This is a genomic window from Flavobacterium flavigenum (assembly GCF_027111255.2).
Lineage (GTDB): Bacteria > Bacteroidota > Bacteroidia > Flavobacteriales > Flavobacteriaceae > Flavobacterium > Flavobacterium flavigenum.
In genome coordinates, this window is record NZ_CP114285.2 from 1,083,112 (window position 1) to 1,103,644 (window position 20,533).

At 32.5% G+C, this 20,533-nt stretch carries 14 protein-coding genes; 6 read left to right on the top strand and 8 right to left on the bottom strand.

Annotated elements, in window-relative coordinates; genetic code table 11:
• The first annotated feature begins 8 nt into the window (after nt 1–8).
• From OZP09_RS04045 to OZP09_RS04060, 4 genes are all read left to right on the top strand, one after another.
• Nucleotides 9–968, top strand: a complete 960-nt coding sequence (locus OZP09_RS04045) for a zinc metalloprotease (RefSeq protein ID WP_281310324.1) — start codon at nt 9–11, stop codon at nt 966–968.
• Nucleotides 969–1,074: 106 nt separating this feature from the next.
• Nucleotides 1,075–2,166 (top strand): AI-2E family transporter, encoded by a 1,092-nt coding sequence (locus OZP09_RS04050; protein ID WP_269236652.1) that lies wholly within the window; start codon nt 1,075–1,077, stop codon nt 2,164–2,166.
• A gap of 2 nt (nt 2,167–2,168) precedes the next feature.
• Nucleotides 2,169–3,347 carry a THUMP-like domain-containing protein gene (locus tag OZP09_RS04055; RefSeq protein WP_269236653.1) on the top strand — a complete coding sequence of 393 codons (1,179 nt, stop codon included), beginning with the start codon at nt 2,169–2,171 and terminating at the stop codon, nt 3,345–3,347.
• A gap of 2 nt (nt 3,348–3,349) precedes the next feature.
• Nucleotides 3,350–3,913, top strand: a complete 564-nt coding sequence (locus OZP09_RS04060; RefSeq protein WP_223680495.1) for a hypothetical protein — start codon at nt 3,350–3,352, stop codon at nt 3,911–3,913.
• 1 nt (nt 3,914) lies between these two features.
• On the opposite strand, the gene OZP09_RS04065 is transcribed toward OZP09_RS04060, so the two are convergent.
• The 8 genes from OZP09_RS04065 to OZP09_RS04100 form a co-directional block, all read right to left on the bottom strand.
• On the bottom strand, nt 3,915–4,577 hold the full coding sequence (locus OZP09_RS04065; RefSeq protein WP_281310325.1) for a M15 family metallopeptidase: 663 nt from the start codon (nt 4,575–4,577) through the stop codon (nt 3,915–3,917).
• Nucleotides 4,578–4,623: 46 nt separating this feature from the next.
• Nucleotides 4,624–5,055 (bottom strand): fatty acid desaturase, encoded by a 432-nt coding sequence (locus OZP09_RS04070; protein ID WP_281310326.1) that lies wholly within the window; start codon nt 5,053–5,055, stop codon nt 4,624–4,626.
• 307 nt (nt 5,056–5,362) lie between these two features.
• A complete protein-coding gene (locus OZP09_RS04075) occupies nt 5,363–6,526 on the bottom strand; it encodes an alpha/beta hydrolase-fold protein (RefSeq protein ID WP_281310327.1) in 1,164 nt (387 codons plus the stop codon).
• Between the two features lie 117 nt (nt 6,527–6,643).
• Nucleotides 6,644–7,765 carry an alpha/beta hydrolase-fold protein gene (locus OZP09_RS04080; protein ID WP_281310328.1) on the bottom strand — a complete coding sequence of 374 codons (1,122 nt, stop codon included), beginning with the start codon at nt 7,763–7,765 and terminating at the stop codon, nt 6,644–6,646.
• A 24-nt stretch (nt 7,766–7,789) separates the two neighbouring features.
• Nucleotides 7,790–9,088, bottom strand: coding sequence for a family 8 glycosyl hydrolase (locus tag OZP09_RS04085; RefSeq protein ID WP_281310329.1), 1,299 nt, complete (start codon nt 9,086–9,088; stop codon nt 7,790–7,792).
• 11 nt (nt 9,089–9,099) lie between these two features.
• A complete protein-coding gene (locus tag OZP09_RS04090) occupies nt 9,100–10,656 on the bottom strand; it encodes a glycoside hydrolase family 43 protein (protein WP_281310330.1) in 1,557 nt (518 codons plus the stop codon).
• 19 nt (nt 10,657–10,675) lie between these two features.
• Nucleotides 10,676–11,635, bottom strand: a complete 960-nt coding sequence (locus OZP09_RS04095) for a glycoside hydrolase family 43 protein (protein WP_269236658.1) — start codon at nt 11,633–11,635, stop codon at nt 10,676–10,678.
• Nucleotides 11,636–12,336: 701 nt separating this feature from the next.
• Nucleotides 12,337–14,451, bottom strand: coding sequence for a thioredoxin domain-containing protein (locus OZP09_RS04100; protein WP_281310331.1), 2,115 nt, complete (start codon nt 14,449–14,451; stop codon nt 12,337–12,339).
• Between the two features lie 283 nt (nt 14,452–14,734).
• Here OZP09_RS04100 and OZP09_RS04105 point away from each other — a divergent pair, with 283 nt between their 5' ends.
• Both OZP09_RS04105 and OZP09_RS04110 read left to right on the top strand, forming a co-directional pair.
• Nucleotides 14,735–16,201 carry an MFS transporter gene (locus OZP09_RS04105; RefSeq protein ID WP_281310332.1) on the top strand — a complete coding sequence of 489 codons (1,467 nt, stop codon included), beginning with the start codon at nt 14,735–14,737 and terminating at the stop codon, nt 16,199–16,201.
• A gap of 178 nt (nt 16,202–16,379) precedes the next feature.
• Nucleotides 16,380–20,516, top strand: coding sequence for a hybrid sensor histidine kinase/response regulator transcription factor (locus OZP09_RS04110; RefSeq protein WP_281310333.1), 4,137 nt, complete (start codon nt 16,380–16,382; stop codon nt 20,514–20,516).
• The last annotated feature ends 17 nt before the right edge of the window (nt 20,517–20,533 follow it).

Sequence of the window (20,533 nt, forward strand, 5' to 3'; positions counted from 1 at the left end):
CCTTTATTATGAAAAAAATTCTTTTTTCCGCCGTTACAGCTCTAATGCTGTTTTCTTGTCAAAATGATAAGACAGAATCTTCAGATCCTGATTTAAATGTAGCTTCAAGACGTGGTTGTGCATCGCAAGAAGTTTTAGAAGGACAATTAAAAGCTAACCCCGCATTAGCTCTTAAAATGAATGAAATTGAAGCTTTTACAGCTAAACATTCCTTAGATAAATTTACAGGTCGTTTAGTAAACGGTAAAATCGAAATTCCTGTAGTAGTAAATGTATTATACAGAACTACTGCACAAAACATTTCTGATGCACAGATTCAATCGCAAATTGATGTCCTTAACAAAGACTTTAACGCCCTGAATTCAGATTATAATAATGTTCCGGCACTCTTTTCGGGTGTAAAAGCGAATATCGGGATTACATTTGTTTTAGATCAGGTCATTAGAAAATCTACAACAAAAACTTCCTGGGGTACAAATGACGCCATGAAAAAAACTGCCCAGGGCGGTCTGGCACCAACATCACCTACAACCAAACTTAATTTATGGTCATGTGTGATTGGTAATGATATTTTAGGATACGCACAATTTCCGGGAGGACCATCATCAACAGACGGAGTCGTAATTGATTACCGCTATTTTGGTTTATCTGGTGCAGCTAATGCTCCCTTTAATTTAGGAAGAACAGGTACTCACGAAGTAGGTCACTGGATGAATTTACGTCACATTTGGGGAGATGCAACTTGCGGAAGCGATTTAGTAGCTGATACACCAACCCATAATGCAGAAAATTACGGTGTACCGGCTTATCCTCATTATAGCACATGTGCCGGAAATCCTGTAGAAATGACAATGAATTACATGGATTACACCAATGATAATGCTATGTATATGTTTACAAATGGACAAAAAACCCGAATATCAGCCATATTTACAACGGGAGGAGCAAGAGCCTCATTTGCTCAATAATTATTGGCAAAACAACACTTAAAGCGGGATTAATAATCCCGCTTTTTTGATTTAAGGACTAAATTTTAAAAATGGTTTTACTACATTTATAGTCTAAATATTAAACATGGTAACATCAAAAACTATTTCGAACGGTATTTTAAGAGCCTTAGCCACAATCTTAATAATTGGTCTTGTTTTATACTTTTTATACGAAATACAAACCGTAATTGTGTACTTATGCATTTCTTTACTATTATGTTTAATTGCAAATCCTTTAGTTTTATTTTTAAAAAATAAACTGAAGTTCAGCAATTCGCTGGCTGCTACTACAACAATCGTCTTTTTTATATTTCTAATTGTGGGTTTTATACTTCTGTTTGTTCCTTTAATTATTTCACAGGCAAATAATTTGGCACTATTAGATACCGCTCAACTTCAAACAAAATTCATAGAAACTGAGAAACATCTTGAAGATTACTTTAATATTCAGCATATTGACTTAAATAAAATTATAAAAGACTCTAAACTTACTTCGGTATTGGATTTTAGTTATTTTACCGGATTTATCAATTCAATTATTAATTTCATGGCCGATATGGGAATGGGATTGGTTTCTGTTTTCTTTATCACTTTCTTTTTTATTAAAGATCAGGATATTTTTAAAAATCAGGCCAGAAGAGTACTTCCTGATTCAAATGAAGATAAAATCCTGAATTCAATCACAAAAATAAACCACTTATTAACACGCTATTTTATTGGTTTGCTGTTACAATTAATTGTGGTATTTGTCCTGTATTTAATTGTATTGCTAATATTTGGAAATGAAAACGCTTTTGTCATTGCTTTTTTATGCGCAATTCTAAACATAATTCCATATTTAGGGCCAATTATCGGGACAACACTGGCTGGGATCTTAACGATGATCAGTATGATTGGCCAGGATTTTCAATCTGAAATAGTACCAAAAACAATCTATGTGATTATAGGCTTTTTGATAGTACAAGCGATTGACAATAATATTAGCCAGCCAATAATTTCATCAAAAAGTGTAAATTCGCACCCGTTGGAAATATTCTTGATAATCCTGATCAGTGGAATCACATTTGGAATTGTAGGTATGATAATAGCAGTTCCCGCATTTACAATGATTAAAGTGATTTTAAAAGAATTTTTTCCTGACAATAAAATTGTGTCCGTATTAACCGAAAGAATTTAGCTTTGAATACTTCTATTTTGCATCCAGATATACAGAAATTTATAATTCAAAATACTGGGGCAGATGTAACAAAATTAGCGCTTCAGAAAAACCCGTTTCCTGAAGCAGAATGGATTTCAATTTTAAATCAGATTGAAGCCAGGACTAAAGCAAAAGAAAAATTACCAACCTGGTTTTCAACTGACAAAATCATTTATCCAAGTAAAGTCTCTATTGAACAAACCTCTTCAGAAAAAACAGCTGCTTACAAAGCTTCTTTAATTACAGGAAAAAGTTTAATAGATTTAACCGGTGGCTTTGGAGTGGATGATTATTATTTTTCTAAGAAGTTCAAAACAATAGCACACTGTGAAATAAATAAAGAGTTATCGTCAATTGTAAAACATAATTTTGAGCAGCTAAAAGTTGGGAACTGCACTTTTTATGCAGATGACTCAATGAATGTTTTAAACAATTTTAATCAAAAATGGGACTGGATTTATATTGATCCATCCCGTAGAAATGATGCTAAAGGCAAAGTTTTCATGCTGAAAGACTGCTTGCCAAATGTTCCGGAATCGTTGGATTTTTACTTCGAAAAAGCAGATTCAATTTTAATTAAAACTGCACCGTTATTAGATATTTCTGCAGGGTTATCTGAATTAAAATTTGTAAAGAATATCCATATTATAGCTTTGGAAAACGAAGTAAAAGAATTGCTTTTTGAAATACATAATCACTATTCTGGTGACATTACTATAAAAACAGCTAATCTTTTAAAGGATAAAACTGAAACTTTCGAATTTGTTATGGGTGAATTTGAATATCCAACCTACCATTTACCTCAAAAGTTTCTGTATGAGCCTAATTCGGCCATTATGAAGTCAGGAGGATTTGATGAAGTTAGCAATTCATTCGAAATAAATAAACTCCACAAAAATTCCCATTTATATACTTCAGATGAATTAATTGATTTTCCGGGACGAACTTTTGAGATCGAGAAAGTAATTTCATATAGCAAAAATGATATGAAAACAGCACTTTTAAATCAACAGGCAAATGTTACGACACGTAATTTTCCTGACACAGTAGAAAACATTCGAAAAAAATGGAAAATAAAAAATGGAGGGAATTTGTATTGTTTTTTTACAACTGATAAAAATAATAGTAAAATAGTTTTAATTTGCAGAAAAATAACTTAAAAATGAAATACTTAATTACACTAGCTTTTTTTCTGTTAACTTATAGCACATTTGCCCAAAAACCTTGTGAATACAGTACAAACGTAACAGATTCAATTGGTACTTATAAAGTTACAAATGAATATCTGGTAAGTGAAAAAAACTTTGGAAACACTTTTGATTATATCTTTTTTTCTTTGGCACAAACTGACGGTTTGCCAACATTAAACTTACAATTGATCCAAAAAAGCAAGGATTTTATAAAAGCTAATTGTTTTGATAAAAACTCAAAAGTATTTTTACAATTACAGAATGGTAAAGTTGTTACATTGCTACATGTCAATCAGGAAAATTGCGGAACCCTGCTTCATGACAAAGATTTTAATAACCGGATCAATACCGGTATTTTTATGTTTATGAAAGATAATTATGAAGAATTGAAGAAATCGCCTGTAACCATTATGCGAATTAAATATTTAACGGCAACCGAAGATTATATTATAAGGGGTGAAATTACATCAGAGATGAACGGAAAAACATACAAGCCTGCTACTTATTTTATGGAAAATATCAGATGTGTGGAATAAATTATTCGCAATCCCATTTTTGATTTGAAACCTTATCTTTTAAACCTGTTTTCAAATTATAATGCCACCATTCTGAATCAAAAGAATTAAAGCCATTCTTTATCATTACTTTTTTAAGTAATTTTCTATTCGATAATACTTCTTTAGAAAGTTTAGTATAATTATGACTTGCCTGAATCCCAAAAAAGTCAAAGGGAGTTCCCATATCAACTTCTTTACCTTTAGAATCAACTAAAGAAATATCAACGGCTCCTCCTCTGTTATGGATGGAGCCTTTTTTTGGATCTGCCACATACTCCGGATTTGAAACTATCTGCCACATTTTGTTCTGAATAGATAATGGTCTGTAGCAGTCATAAAGTTTAATTTTATAGCCTTTCTTCATAAAATCCCTGTTGGCTTCTATCAGAGCCTGAACAGTCTTTAAACGCAAAAAACATTCAGCACAATCATACACTTTTGCTTTTAAAAAATTATCCTCAGTAGCATATTTCATATCGTAGATGAAATCTTTACTGTAGTCCTTTAAATTGACGAAAGTAGTATCAGCCAGAGAGACATCTTTATATACATCATTCTGAGCGCTTGAAGAAATTATCCAAAAAAAAGAAACTAAAAAAAATAAAAAGTTTGAATATGAAATTACCTGTACTGTTGACTTCATTATAAAAATTCACTGTGTTTAGGTAAATATAAACAAAACATTTTTTTTATATCTCTCCTTCCATCATAATATTTTCCTTTATTCCTTTATTCTTGAGTATTCGGAAATGGGACCTTACAGCATGATAAAATGGATAAATAAGCCACATATAGATATGCTGATATTTATGATAATTAAATAGCGGGCTGTTAGGAAATATTCTGACGATATCGCTTTGCTTTATATCAACATCCCAATCAGGAATATTGGTATAAACATGATGAAGGTTAATATGACGCCTTGTCCAAAGCCAGTGATTACTCCCAAAAAGCTCCAAAACATACATAAACCACTGATTATGCTTATTTTTTTTAAATAATGCTCCGTGTGCAGCATCATGAAATGCATTGATGAACAGTACGATCATCGTAATTCCACATAAAATGTAAAATAAAAATAATAAAGGAGTACTGTTTCCCAAAGCAGATAATACAGGCATAAAATAAAAAGAAGGCAATAACAAGTCCCAGAGACTTTATAATATTTAAGAGGTATAAAGATGAATTCTGCAAAACAGTTTCATTAACTTCTTTTCTAATCTTTTTAAAAAAATCATCAGTATCAGGTTTTAGATAAACCGGGCGTTTAACTTTTCCATAATGATTATTAGATACAAAACCTTCCATCAAATGTAAGAAAAAAAAAATAAAATAAAATAAAACACACAAAAACAACACCTTACACAAAAACCTTTAAAGTAAAAACTACTTTAAAGGTTTATTTTATTTAGCATTGTCTTTTTTTATTTACCTAAACAATTTTGAAGCAAATTGGTATAAACATCTTCGCCATGTAAGCCATTCATGAGCTGTTTCAGGCGACTCATAATATACATATTTAATTTTTTGCTGATCTAACATCGCCCGGAATGCGCCAACAGATTTTGGGAAAGGAACAGGTTCTTTAGTACCTAAGCCTAACCAAAAAAGTTTTATTTTTTTATTGAGAGCATCGCCATCTTTATATTTTCCGTCTAAAAATGTAGAAACATCAATTGGATCTGTATTAGGATAATTTGACGTACCGCTAAATCCGCCGTATTGAGAAAAAGTATCCAAATGGTTCATCATAATTCTCATCGTTTGATTTGCACCCATAGAAAGGCCGGCAATTGCCCTGTTTTCGCGATTTGAGATAGTTCGAAACTTTGCATCAATCATTGGAATTACTTCAGTGGTTAGTACCTCTTCGAATATAGATACCATTTTTTCTTTTTTGTCTTGCTGACTATTTTGTGGTTTATAGGCATATCCATTATCCATTACAATAATCATAGGATTTGCTTGTTTTGCAGCGATCAGATTGTCTAAAATCAAATTTGCTTTCCCCTGGGAAGACCAGCCCGTTTCATCCTCAAAACTTCCGTGTTGTAAATAAAGAACCGGATAACGTGTTTTAATGTTTTCATTGTAACCAGGTGGTGTATAGATAAAACAACGTCTAAATGAATTTGTTAGTTTTGAGAAGTAAATATTTTCACTGACAAGACCATGAGGTACATTTTTCAGCGAAAAAAAATCCTGATCTTTAGCAGGAATCTCTATTCCGCTTCCTAATCGGCCGGCACCGTAGAAATATAAGGTTCCCGGATCCGGAACGGAAGCCCCGTCTATATTTAACTGATAATAATGAAATCCTTCATCCTGCGGATTAGAATCCCCTGTCCATATACCATTAGCATCTTTTACCAGATCATATTTAACACCGCCCAGATCAAGCTGAACTTTATTAGCATTTGGCGCAGCAATACTGGCACGAACCCTACCCTGCGAATTAACCTGAGGAAATTTCTTTTCAGGCTGATTGACTGATGAAGGCTTAAAATCTTCCGTTATTTTTGTTTCCTGCCCCGAAACTAATTGAAAATATAGGCAGAAAATTATAGGGACTATAATAAGATTATTTTTCATTTTTTGTTTTTTTAAGTTTAAATTATTTTTTTCAGACAAATCAGTAAAGCTAAAAAGTATTGCCACTTTCGATAAAATTCTTGTTCAGATCAATAGATTCATCCAATTAAAAATCTATTATTTAAATAAAAGTGGAGCTAATTCTTTAAAGCTTCTACGCCAGGTCTGAAATTCATGACCTGTGTTATCCGAAACATAGGAAACAGCATTAAAGCCAGCACTTTTAAGACTTGATACTGCACTTTTAACAGCATCAGGACGTTCTTTGCTTCCACAACTTAAAAAGATAAGTTTTACTTTTGATTTATCCTTAATATCTTCTGGTTTATAAGTTCCTCCACTAAGAAGTGCATAATGAGAGAAAACTTCAGGTTTATTAAGTGTTATACTTTTTGTTTCCATGCCTCCCATTGATAAACCTGCCATTGCACGATTACTATGATTGGCAACTGTACGAAAATTGGAATCAACATAAGGAATTAATTCATCTACAAGAACCGTCTGAAAAGGCTCTATTTTGAAACTTGACAAACCACCAAATTTCACTTCATTCGTCATTCCGTAAGTCATAACAATAATAAATGGCTTAATTTTTCCCTCTGCAATCAAATTATCCATAATTAAATTAACACGTCCCTGATTGCTCCAGGCGGTTTCATCTTCTCCCCAGCCATGCTGCAAATACAAAACCGGATATTGTTTAGCTTTGTCTTTATGGTAACCAGGCGGAGTATAAACAAAAGCTCTGCGGGATGTATTAGTGCTTTTTGAAGGGAAAAGGATTTGCTGTACATTTCCGTGTGGAACATCTTTTAGAGCATAAAAATCCTGATCGTGTGCCGGAATTTCAATACCACTTTCCCAGCGCGTAGAGCCATAAAAATTGAGTGCCCCCGGATCGTTAAAGATACCTCCGTCGATAGTCACATGGTAATAATGAAAACCTTCATCCATGATATTTGCTGTAGTTCCTCTCCAATAGCCATCTTCACTTTTAGTGAGAGCAGTACCTCCTTTTGCACCACCTAAGCCAAGACTTACAACAACGGATTTAGCTTCAGGAGCCAAAATTTGAAAACGCGCATAGCCCTGAGAATTAACCTGAGGATATTCCTGACCTAGCTGATTAACTGTTGAAGGTTTGAAATCCTCAGCAATGGAGGTCTGACTTGTTTGTGAAAAGCCTGCAAAACCTGATAAAATAAATGCGTATAGCATTACAACTGCATATTGTTTCATATTTTTATTTTTTCGATTAAAAAATTATTTAACTGCTGGATGTATAATTTGGTAGTTACCACTAAGATGCATCAGGCTGAAGAGATACATTAGCCCATCATAATAGGGGTCAAAATAACCATCTTCATAAGGTTCAAGCTTAGCTTTCCAAAGTGCATGAACAAAATCCATACTCTTCTTATCGGGACTCACCAATGATGCTGTGGCTGAAGTTCCTACTAATCCTATTGAGTGTCTGAGTTTTTTGACTGGTCCGGCCTGTAGAATAAAATCTGGTGTGGAACCATCAAGATTGTATTGATCTACAAACGTTTCTATTCCTTTAGATCTAAGGAAGTTTTGAAATTTTACAGCATATTCTTCCTGCCATTTTTTATCCTTTCCGTACCAGGTATAATCCATAGCAATATTCATAGGCACACGCCAGGAATCATAACGAAATCCGGGGGGCATCCATGGTGTAGGATGTGGTTCTCCGCTAAACTCAGCATAATCCGAGTTTAATCCTGTTACGGGATGACATGCCTTATGCAGAAAATTACGAGAAACTTCAGCACATTCTTTGTAAAACTGTTCATGTCCGTCTTTGGCATACAAAGCCCATATTTCATAGAATGCAGGAACATGATAGGATGGGTCTGTCCATTCGTATCCTCGCCCTTCTGGCACAAATGATATTTGTTTATGCTCTGTATTAATGATGTTATGAATATTACCTGTCCCATCTTTTTTCCACATGGCGTCTAATATTCTTCTTGCTTCATTATAATAATGAATCCCGGTATCATTCCCCCACTTGTTCGAAGCAAAAAGCAAGCTGGTTATGTAATACAATTCTCCGTCTGATGCAGAACCAGGTGAATTTTGTTTTTTAGTTTCAGGATTTACACTCCATGCAAAATAGCCTTCTCTTGGACCATCCTGATGCTGCATGTATTTTACTGACCATCGCCAGAGACGATCAAAAACATCTTTTTTATTGAACTGAACTGCAACCATCATACCGTATGACATTCCTTCAGTGCGTGCATCTTTATTTTTTACATCAGAAACATATCCTAAAGAATCACCTTCTTCAAAATAAACTTTATTAGGTCCTTCAAATACATCATAATAAGCTTTGGCTACTTTTTTATCTATTTCGTCCTGGCTATATCCTGCTTCTTTAAACAGATTACGATAATGCGGTATTTTAGACTCTGATTTTCCTGCTTTCTTTTTATTTTGGCAAATCGCCAAAACGGGTACAAAAAAACAGAAAATCAGTATTAAAATTTGAATCTTGATCAAGAATATTCTAGTGTAATTTTTATTTATTACCATCGTTTGTTGTTTTAATTTTTAATTTTAAACCAATCAAAATCTACATAACCTCCCGTTTCTTTTGTGGCATAATTAAATAACCCAAAACGGTAGCCCATAAATTGTGGAATAGTATACTTCATTTTTAAGGTTTCGCCTATGGGATTCCATGTCTTTCCGTCTAAACTATAGAAAAAATTAGCCTCATCTTTTTTATTGGTGAAATCACAATCTATTCTTAAATAAATCTGATCCTGATGCAAAGGAACTCTCTGAAATTCTGTGGATTTATCATCCTTGGTACTTACCATTATAATAGACTTTTGATTCCCTTCAACTTTTACACCTACTAATCCAAAATCTTTTTGTAATACACTTAATCCTGCAAAATCTCCTTCTTTCAATTTGGAAACATCTAATGAAACAGAACCTTTACTTGTAGGGCCAATAGTGCGCTGTGTAAGTGTATTTCTTGCTAAAAGAAAATCGGTATCAATTCTTCCCGTCTTAAGACGCAAGTATCCTTTTCTTTCTGTTACTGACCAAAGTGTATTGTCTGGATTATGATTCCATTGCCAAACTAATGGAAGTGCTTCCTGCCCTTTTTTGCGATTGAATTCATCTGAAGCAACAAGACCCGGAATTAGTCCTTTACTAACCGGCAAATCTATCGTTTCCGGCACTTTGCCATTTTCACCTAATACTGGCCAGCCATCCTGCCATTTAACAGGAACCAGATAAGGAATTCTACCTACCGCACCAAAATCGCGAAAAAGGTAGGAGAACCAGCGCCCATCAGGAGTATCAATAAGTCCGCCCTGGGCAACACCCAAATCCTGCAAACCTACTTTCCCTTCCCATGGACCATTAAGATTGTCAGCTCTGTGTATTACTACTGTACGCATTCCCCCTTTAGGCCAGCAAATATTAAACAGATAATATTTTCCGTTTACTTTAAACAATTGAGACCCTTCAGAACCCAGCATAATATTATCACCCGCAGGTTTACTGGCATTCTCAATAATAACTTTTTCGGCTGAACCATCTTTTATACCTGTGAGTCCTTCGTTTAATTCAATGATTTTTATTTTTCCAGCCCCATAAATTAAATATGATTTTCCATCATCATCAAAAAACAAAGAATGGTCATGATAAGATGGTTTAAAAGAGATTCTTTGCCAGTTTCCTTTTTCTATATCTTTTGTCTTAAAAATATACGTTTCTCCCGTTGTGCCCGAAAAAGTTGTTACATAATACATTCCCTTATGAAATCGTAAACTACTCGCCCAGGATCCTCTACCGTAAGTACTTTTTCCCTCAGTTAAATTTAATTCAGGTATATCGGCTAAAGTATCATAGGCATAGTTAATAAGTTTCCAATTAACGAGATCTGTAGATTTCATAATAGGCAGACCAGGGTTCATATGCATTGTAGTACTACTCATGTAATAATTTTGTCCAACCCTGATTATAGCCAAATCCGGAACGTCAGCAAAAACAGTAGGGTTATGAGCTTTTTTTTCCTGAGAAACAGAAGATTGAATAATTAAACTAAAACAAATAAAGATGAAACTGATTTTATTTTTCATTTGATCGAGATAAAATATATTATTTGATTTTACTTACTCCTTTGGTAGTCTGTATTATTTTTTGAATGGTTCCATCTGCATTATAATACATGTAGTCCACACATACAGAACGTCTGTAACTTCCTCCTGTAGGCAAACTACCATTATGATAAAAAAAGTATGATTTACCTTTGTAATCTATAATTCCGGGATGTGTTGTAAAACTATTGGTTACATTTTCCTGAATAATACCTTGATACGTCCATGGTCCGACTGGACTTTTAGCGGTACAATATTCTATCATTTCTGGTTTTGTTCCTGCACTGGCATAGACTAAATAATAAAGATTTTTTCTTTTATACACCCATGGCCCCTCAATATAATTTTTGGGTTTAAAAGTGCTAATAGAGCCCTCTATTTCTGTCATATTTTCTTTAAGTTTTACCCATTTACAGCTACCGTTACCCCAAAACAGATAAGCTTGTCCATCATCATCCACGAATACACTTGGATCAATATCATCCCAACCATATTTCATGTCAGTTGTCATTTCATTAATTACTAAGGCTTTACCTATCGCATCTTTAAAAGGTCCCGTAGGTTTATCTGAAACTGCAACACCTATGGCTGCTCCACCTCCACTCACCTCATCTTTTTTATGAAATGTGGAAACAAACCAATAAAACTTACCATTTCTTTCGATACACTGAGCGGCATATGCATCCCCTGTTGCCCATGAAAATGTACCTGGTGAAAGTGGTGCCCCATGATCTTTCCATTTTACCATATCAATTGTAGAAAACACACGCCAATCGGCCATTTTATAATTGGTATCGGCTTCTGTGGCTACGTCGTGCCCGGTGTATAAAAACAAGGTGTCTTTGTAGACCATTGGTGAAGGATCAGCAGTAAAAATATGGTTAATTATTGGGTTTTGAGCTGTCATTTTAAACGTTGGAATACAACAAAATATTAATAGTATAGTGATATTAAATTTCATGTTACAGTTTTTTGGGTTTAATAATTATGTGGTTTATCTTTTCCTTTTTTTTATTATATCTGTTTACCATTAATTTCGATGCAGGATTCTGATAGTAATTTTACTTGTATGGATACATAAACTTAAAAGTTGTTTTCTGATAAATAATTTATCTCAATAACTGTATTTTTTATAATACATCTTTTCAAAAGAAATTCGCACATACAATATGAATCTGTAATGAAAAAGCCGAAAGGGATTTGAACTTCCGGCTTTAATTTAAAAAACTAACACTAACTAACATTAGTTATAAACTATCTATACAACTAGGAATATAACCAAATATTAAACTTTTAAATCCTGCTCAAAATAATTTTTACTTATTTCTCGCGTCAACTATATTTTCTAGAGAATACTAATTAAAAAGATGTATCCTCTTTTTAAACTACATGCAAATTATTATCAAATGATAAACAAAGTTTATATTATGATTCTATTATGAGAAACTTAAAATACATCTCTGTCGAATAAAAAATAAACCAGCGTAGATAATAAGTGTATTTATTACAAATATATAAAAATATTTAATAGAACAATCGGTTGTTTTTTATTTTTATTGTTAATTTCAAACAAATACAAGAGGTAAAAAACAGTGTATGTATTTATATAGTTAAAAAAACACTATATTCATTATTAACAGTGTTCATGATAGATATAAATCCTTATAAGCTATTTTTTATTTTAGCAACAGCTATACTCACCTCCTTTTCGGGTTTCTTACAAGCCTTATTGACACAAACGTAGATATAGGTTTCATTATCTACAAAACGATCCTTTAAAATTGGGAGAGCGCTTTCTTTTGTAGAACCCGCTATAAGAATATTGGGCAAATAGTAATTTTGAAACTGAACTGCTTTAGTCATAGTAGCTTTTCCCGAAATGGCAACTTCAAAATAATTATCGGTGTAATTCAGCATTAAATTCAACCAGTTATAATATTCTGCTGGTGACTGCAATACATCATCTTTTATATTATTTAGCATTCTTTCAGCTGTTTTTTCATATACATCATCAGAATAATAATGCCCCAAGTGAAATAAATTATTGGCAAAAATTGAATTTGATCCTGGAATCACATTGTCAGCAATTTCCATCTTCCTGGCAATTAGATTTGCAGAACTGCCAGATGTAAAATAAAACATATTTGATTTTTTATCCCAAAAGTGTTTCATCGCATAATCTGTTAATTGCCTGGCTTTGCCTAACCATTGTTCATCTAATGTAATCTGATAAATTGCAATAAATGCATCTGCAACTGTGGCATAATCTTCAGAAAAACCAGTGATAGTACTTTTACCCTCTTTATAACTGTGATTTAAACTTCCGTCTTTTTTAAGCTGGTTATTTACAATAAAACTGGCGTTTTTTAATGCGATTTGCTTGTAATGCGGATTTTTGAATGCACGATAAGCACTAACATATCCTTTTATCATTAAAGCATTCCAGGAAGTAAGGGTTTTGTCGTCCAAATGAGGCCGGGATCTTTTGTTTCTGGCTGTTAATAGTATTTGCTTCCAATTTTTTACTTTGGCTTCCAGTTCTTTCATTTTCAATTTATTGCTTATCGCAAAATCTTTATTTGATTGGTTTTTAAACAAAACATATTGCTGATTTTCCCATAAGCCGTTTTCATTAATATTAAAATATTTTTGAAAAAAAGTGTAATCCGATTTTAATAAAGACTGTAACTCTTCTTTGGTCCACACATAATAAGCCCCTTCTTCTAATTTTCCTTCCTTATTTTTACTGTCTGCATCTAACGAAGAATAAAAAGCGCCGTTAGAAGCCATAAGCTCCCTCTCTACAAAATCCAGTGTTTCATGAACAGCTTTTTTATATGACTCATTTTTGGTAACCAGATATGCATCAGAGTATAAACTTACTAACTGTGCATTATCGTAGAGCATTTTTTCAAAATGAGGAATATGCCATTTTGTATCTAATGAATATCTTGAAAAGCCTCCACCAATCGCATCATAAATTCCACCGTCAGCCATTTTGGTAAGTGTCGTTTCTACATATTTTTGAATCGATTTATCATTATTTTGAATACTATATCGAAGCAAAAAATTTAATATACCCGGCATTGGAAATTTGGTTTCACCAACTAGTCCTCCTTCTTTATAATCCAAATCCTTCTGCCATGATTTTACAGTTGTAAAAACATCTAATTTTTTAAAATTGGCTTCATCGTTATTGACTTTAATTAATTGTAATTCCTTAATTCCCTTTACTAATTTATCTGCGTATTCAATAGCTTTTTGTGGATTATTTCTATACAAATCAGAGATTTCAGTCAGCGCTTTATTCCACTCCTCTTTTGTAAAATATGTTCCTCCAAAAATAGGACGACCATCAGGAAGCGCAATACAGTTTAATGGCCAACCACCTTTTCCTGTCATCAATTGTACTGCGTTCATGTAGATTTGGTCAATATCAGGACGCTCCTCCCTGTCTACTTTTATACTGATAAAATTATCGTTCATTAATTTCGCTACAGCTTCGTTTTCAAAACTCTCTTCTTCCATCACATGGCACCAATGACATGCCGAATAACCTACAGAAATAATAATGAGTTTGTTTTCTTTCTTAGCTTTTTCAAGGGTTTCATTATTCCATGCTTTCCAGTCTACCGGATTATGTGCATGCTGTAAAAGGTATGGACTCGTTTCATCAATCAGGTCATTGGTATATTTATGATTTTCCTGATTATTCTGTTTGTTATTACAGCTGGTAATAAAACATGAAATGATTAATAAAAGAGATAAAAAACGCATATAAATTGAATAAAACAAGTGATTAATTATATGAAAATGAGGATGTATTTTTAACTAAGAAGCTAAAATAACAATTTATATTTAATAGATTCAATGTTGTCAAATTATGCTTCAAATATGCTATTAAACGCTTCAAAATTGACAATCATATTTCAACTTTCAAACTATTTTTACCGATTAGTTTTTATCAAAAATGAATAAAAAACATGTTCATTCTGATAAATTTTATTTAAATAATATTTTTCAAAATTGGTATAGCTACCAATAAAAAACAATATCCTATATGAATAACACATCACAAAAACTTTCAGTAATAGAAAAAATAGGTTATGGTTTAGGTGATTTTGCAGCAAATTTAATTTTTCAGACATTACTGACCTTTCTGGCTTTTTTTTACACTGATGTTTATAAAATTCCTGCCGGAACAGCAAGTGTTATTATTTTTATTGGTGGTTTTATAGGTGCTTTTTTCAATATTATTATGGGAATTATTGCTGACCGTACTAAAACCAAATGGGGAAAATTCAGACCCTGGATACTATGGACAGCATTTCCTTTTGGCATTGCTTCAGTCCTGTCTTTTCTGACTCCTGATTTTGGACTGAGAGGCAAAATAGCCTATACACTCCTTACATACTTTTTTTTAGTCTTAATTTATGCCGCAAACAATTTACCTTATGTTGCTTTAAGCGGTGTGTTGACAGGCGATATGAAAGAAAGAAACAGTCTCTCTTCCTATCGTTTTGTAGCTGTAATGATAGCTCAATTTATAATTCAGTCGCTTTTATTACCACTCGTTTTAATTCTTGGGCACGGTGATAAAGCTATTGGTTTTAAAAATACAATGTTATTGTTTGCAATTGTAGGGGTAATTTGTTTACTGATTACTTTCTTCACCACGAAAGAAAGAATCATTCCTAAAAAAAATCAGGAATCTTCCGTTAAGCAGGATTTTATAGATTTATCTAAAAACGGTCCCTGGATTGTTATGGTATTAGTTACTATTTTGGTTTTTATAACCTTGTCGTTAAAGGGCGGAATGTATGTTTTTTATTTTAAATATTATTTAGATCCTGCTGCACAAACTCTTTTTTTAAAAGATATTGGCTTCACTGCATTTATTGGTTCAGTGAATAACTTGCTAACTGGAATTGGATTAACAGATCTTCAGTGGCCAAAAGATGTACCTACTACTGCCTTTAGTCTTTTTAATGCTGGTGGAATTCTTTTTATGATTTTTGGAATTATGTTTTCAAAATCACTTGCAAATGCATTTGGAAAAAGAAATATTTACATCACCTTCATATTTTTATCAGCTATAAGCTTATTGCTTTTTAATTTTTACAGCAAAACAGCTATTACATTGGTTTTTGTTACACAATTAATACACGGATTTATTTATGGCATAACAATTCCGTTATTATGGGCAATGATCGCTGATGTAGCAGATTATAGCGAATGGAAAAACAATCGAAGAGCAACAGCAACAATTTTTTCGGCAATGATTTTCGGATTAAAAATAGGAATAAGTATTGGAGGTGCTTTGGGAGCCGCTTTTTTATCAAAATATGGTTATGTAGCAGAAGAAGTTCATCAGGTATCAGCAGCTCTTGAAGGAATTAAATTATCAATAAGTATTTATCCTGGTTTTATATTTATTATAAGTGCTGTTTTATTATGCTTTTATGTAATTGATAAAGACATGGAAATTGAAATTGAAAATGATTTAAGAGAAAGAAGAGAGAAGTAATGGTTTTGAACAACATAAAAATTCAGGTTATTTAGACTAATCTTATTCATTTATGATAAAAAACACACCTAAAAATATCTTTAAAATAGTACTAAAATTGAATCCTAAAAAAAACAAATAGTTGGTTTTCAATTAAAATAGTATATATTTAATTCTAATTTCATTAATCATAATATAAATGCTTCCACAAAAATGTTTTAGAATCTGTGTCATCTTATTCTTTACAATTCATTGTTTGTTTTCTCAAAATACATTTGAAAACTACCAGTTTAGACTCGTAAGTAAAGAAACTTCCAAGAGCGGCATTTACACCATTGCACAAGATCAGTCCGGAGTTATCTGGATTGGCACAAACGGAGCTGGTCTATACAAATTCGATGGAGTTAACTATGTGGCTTACGAGCAAAACTCTAAAATAACCAATTCTATTAATAGCAATTTAATTTATGTTGTTTACGTAGATAAACACAACCGATTGTGGGTGGGTACAGACGAAGGTTTATGCCTGTATAACAGAAATTTGAATACTTTTGAGAATATTGAAATTCAAAAGAAAACCGGAAACAAAACGGTAATTTCTGTTAAAAGTATTGTAGAAGATAGTAATGGAAATCTTTTTTTGGGAACATTTAATGGCGGCCTTTTAAAACTAAATACAAATACCCGAAAAATTACTTCAATAAAACTGGACATCCCAAATTCAGAAAATTGCCTTATTAATTGTCTTGCAAAAGATAAAAATGGTACGATCTATTTAGGAACTAATTTTGGTCTGAAAGTAGTTAATCCAATAAGAAATAAAATCAAAAACGTTAAAATCAACTATGCCGATCAACTGCTTAAAGGGTCTTTAGTATCGATGTGCATTGACAGTAAACAAAATTTATGGATTGGTAATGGTTATAAAGGACTTGTAAAAGTAGACTTAAATCAGAAGACCAAACAAGCTATATTGTATCCCATAACCACGAAAAGAATTATGTCTATACTGGCAACAGACCCTAAAACTATTTTGTGTGCCACAGAAAACGATGGGCTAATTATTGTAGATGATAAGGGCGATATCCAGAAAAAATATGTCAACAGCAAATTCAATAGCCGCAGCTTAAGCTCAAATTCTGTCTGGTCATTATTTTTGGATAAAGAAAAAAGAATCTGGCTGGGTTATTACAACAAAGGCCTTGGCATTTTTGATAAGATAAACAGCAAAGTAAATATTATTGAAAGTCTACCGGGAAATCCCCAATCATTACAAACTAGTTGTGTTACCGGTATTGCAAAGGATAGTGAAGGCCAGTTATGGATTTCTATGGAAGGCGGCGGTGTTGATGTTTATAATCCGAAAACTAAACTTTTTAGACATATTACCAAATCTGATACCAGCCTGTATTCAGGATTAACCAATGACAACATCACAAACGTATTTATAGATAAAAATCAGGACATTTGGTTATCAAGCTGGAATGAGGGCATTTTTGTTTTAAAAAAAGGGAGCAGAAATTTTATTAATTACAATACAAAAAATACTCCTGGTTTAACTTCAGACAATATTATGAGTATTGCTCAGGATTCCAGAGGTATTATCTGGATAGGTACTTTTGCGAAAGGGCTTCATTATTATACCCCATCAGATGGTAAATTTCACCATTGCGACTCTAAACCATTTTACACAAATGGCCTGACTAATTTAGATATCAGAAAAGTCATTGCTGATTCTGACAATGCTGTTTGGGTGGGTTCAACAACAGGTCTCTACAAAGTTAATACGGATGATTTTGTCACTTTTTCAGTAACTTCTTTTCGGAATAAAATGTCTGAAAAGCTTAAAAATCATAAAAGTACGCATACTATCAACACCTTATATCAAGCCAGCAACAAAGAAATCTGGATTGGTACTGATGGTGCCGGACTATTTAGCTACAATAAAAAAACAGATGTATTAAAATGGTATATTAATTTCAAAGGACTGCATGAAAAATCTATTTCATCCATTTCTGAATCGAATGACGGATCTATTTGGATAAGTGGAAAAAAAGGAATTACCAAACTTGATTTAAAAAACAAAATTTCACTCAATTATTCTACACATGACGGATTGCTTGGAAACGACTTTAATAATAATTCTGTACTAAAAGATAAAAATGGACTGCTTTATTTTGGAAGCTACGAAGGCGTAAATTACTTTGACCCTGCAAGTTTAGTCAGAAGCAAAAAACAGCTTCCAATTTACCTGACTGATTTAAAACTTTTTAACAAGTCAGTAGCGCCACTAGAAAAAAATTCACCCCTGATTAAAGTATTATCCGAAACAAAAAAAATAATCCTTAAACATGATCAGTCTGTATTTACAATTGATTTCATTGCTATAAATTATTCTTTTCCTGCCAGAAATGAATTTGCTTATTATTTAGAGGGATTTGAAGATTCATGGAATTATGTTGGTAGTAAACGTTCTGCCACTTACACTAACTTAGCGCCAGGCAATTATGTTTTCAAAGTCAAAGCATCAGAGAAAAATGGAGTTTGGAACCAAAAACCATTAGAATTGAAAATTGAAATTTTACCGCCCTGGTGGAAAACATCTTTTGCTTATCTGTTTTATTCCTTATTATTATTTGCTGCAGTCCATTTTGCAAATCAATACTATCAAAATCGTTTTAAACAAAAACAAATGATAGAGTTTGAACAGAAAAAAGCGATTCAAATCGAAAAATTAAATAATAAAAAATTACAATTCTTTACCAATATATCACATGAGTTCAGGACTCCGCTTACTTTAATTTTAAATCCATTAGGAGATATAATAAAAAATAACAGTACGGAATTACCTGAAGGTGTTGTCATTAAATTGAAAACTATTCAAAAAAGTTCAGACAGGCTTTCGAGATTAATCAATGAGTTAATGGATTTCAACCAATTGCAGTTTAATCAAATGACGATTAAGCTTCAGTTTATTGAAGTTATAAGCTTTACAAAAGAAATCGTAAGTTATTTTGATGAAGAAGCATCAAGCAGGGGTATTCATCTGCAGTTTGAGTCCAACAAAACATCTTTAAAAGACTGGATAGACCCTAAAATGTTCGAGAAAATTATTTTTAATGTAGTCTCAAATGCTTTCAAGGTTACTGCTGATAATGGAAAAATAAAGGTAAAAATAGTGGTGAATGAGGAATTTATAAATTTCCCGATGATCAATTCCACCGACACTTATCCTTCATTTGAAATTATTGTGGAAGATAACGGCGCGGGACTTGACAAAAAAGATATTAAGAAAATATTTGACCGTTTTTATCAGGTCAACAACTTAAACAAGGCCTATTATGGAAGTACCGGAATAGGATTAGAAGTTGTACGCGGATTTGTGGAACTACATAAGGGAATAATTGAAGTCGAAAGTGAATTGGGAGTTGGCACAACTTTCAAACTAATATTTCCTGTTGGAAAAGATTTTTTTAATGAGAACGAAATATCATTAGAGGAATATAAAAAAGAAAAAAGAATAAGCTATACACCAGTAATTGAAAAAACAGAAGAGCAATTACAAGATGATCCGGAAAAGCAAGATCGGATTTATACTATTTTGATTGTTGAAGACAATGTAGAACTTCGAAATTATTTAAAAAACGAACTCAAAAAAGAATATAAAGTTTTAGTCGCTGAAAACGGTCAGGTTGGTTTGGAATTAGCTTTGCAAAAATTGCCCGACTTAATTTTAACAGATGTAATTATGCCTGTAATGAGTGGCCTGGAATTGTGCAAAAATATTAAGTCCAATTTAAAAACAAGTCATATTCCGTTAATGATGCTTTCTGCTAAAGCTCTGATTAAAGATAAATTAGAAGGTATTGATTCTGGTGCAGATATGTACCTGAGTAAACCCTTTGATATGGATATTTTGAGGTCAAGTCTGGTACAATTAATCAACAGCAGACAGATTATGTTTAACAAATTCTACAACGGAATTACGCCAAAAGCAAAAGAAAAAACAACTACCTTAGATAACGAATTTATAAAAAACACACTGAATTACATTAATGAAAACATTAGTGAACCCGAACTAAGCGTTGAAGTTTTGGCTTCGAAAGTATTTTTGAGCAGAAGTCAGTTGTATCGAAAAATTAAAACGCTAACGGGTGTATCTGTAAATGAATTTATACGAAACGTACGTTTAGAAAAAGCAAAAGAACTAATAGAACTGGGCAATGATAATATAACTGAGATTAGTTACAAGGTTGGCTTTAGTTCTCCTTCCTATTTCACAAAATGCTATAAAGAAAAATACGGATATCTACCAACACATAATAACAAACAATAAAAATTAAAACATTTAAA

Coding starts and splice junctions, on each gene's coding strand:
- OZP09_RS04110 (WP_281310333.1), top strand. CDS start 16,380: ATGCTTCCACAAAAATGTTTTAGAATCTGTGTCATCTTATTCTTTACA.
- OZP09_RS04070 (WP_281310326.1), bottom strand. CDS start 5,055: ATGCCTGTATTATCTGCTTTGGGAAACAGTACTCCTTTATTATTTTTA.
- OZP09_RS04050 (WP_269236652.1), top strand. CDS start 1,075: ATGGTAACATCAAAAACTATTTCGAACGGTATTTTAAGAGCCTTAGCC.
- OZP09_RS04075 (WP_281310327.1), bottom strand. CDS start 6,526: ATGAAAAATAATCTTATTATAGTCCCTATAATTTTCTGCCTATATTTT.
- OZP09_RS04105 (WP_281310332.1), top strand. CDS start 14,735: ATGAATAACACATCACAAAAACTTTCAGTAATAGAAAAAATAGGTTAT.
- OZP09_RS04080 (WP_281310328.1), bottom strand. CDS start 7,765: ATGAAACAATATGCAGTTGTAATGCTATACGCATTTATTTTATCAGGT.
- OZP09_RS04090 (WP_281310330.1), bottom strand. CDS start 10,656: ATGAAAAATAAAATCAGTTTCATCTTTATTTGTTTTAGTTTAATTATT.
- OZP09_RS04065 (WP_281310325.1), bottom strand. CDS start 4,577: ATGAAGTCAACAGTACAGGTAATTTCATATTCAAACTTTTTATTTTTT.
- OZP09_RS04060 (WP_223680495.1), top strand. CDS start 3,350: ATGAAATACTTAATTACACTAGCTTTTTTTCTGTTAACTTATAGCACA.
- OZP09_RS04045 (WP_281310324.1), top strand. CDS start 9: ATGAAAAAAATTCTTTTTTCCGCCGTTACAGCTCTAATGCTGTTTTCT.
- OZP09_RS04100 (WP_281310331.1), bottom strand. CDS start 14,451: ATGCGTTTTTTATCTCTTTTATTAATCATTTCATGTTTTATTACCAGC.
- OZP09_RS04095 (WP_269236658.1), bottom strand. CDS start 11,635: ATGAAATTTAATATCACTATACTATTAATATTTTGTTGTATTCCAACG.
- OZP09_RS04085 (WP_281310329.1), bottom strand. CDS start 9,088: ATGGTAATAAATAAAAATTACACTAGAATATTCTTGATCAAGATTCAA.